Annotated in this window: 1 pseudogene; it reads right to left on the reverse strand. The window is 38.4% G+C overall.

What is annotated here, in order from left to right:
• Positions 1-255: pseudogene (locus tag ACEN4N_RS11655) on the reverse strand (hypothetical protein); the annotation flags it as partial.

Raw genomic sequence — 255 nt, forward strand, 5'->3', positions numbered from 1 at the left:
TTTTAATTTTGCACGTGCTTGAACAAAAGCTGAAGCGGTGGGAGTTTCGACATGGTAGTTCCATTGTTCAAGTAATTCGCTGTTAAGGCTTTGAGCGCCGAATTTAATAATCGATTCAATAACAACCAACATGGGCAGTTTGCGTTTCCGAGTAAAATCAGCGGAAGGATAATAGACATGTTCTTCCCGATTTTGACAAACGGATTGAATCGCTGACTGTAGATATTGATACGTTATTTTTTGATAGTTATTCAC

It is taken from the genome of Ruoffia sp. FAM 20857 (assembly GCF_045528645.1).
Classification (GTDB): Bacteria; Bacillota; Bacilli; order Lactobacillales; family Aerococcaceae; genus Ruoffia; species Ruoffia halotolerans.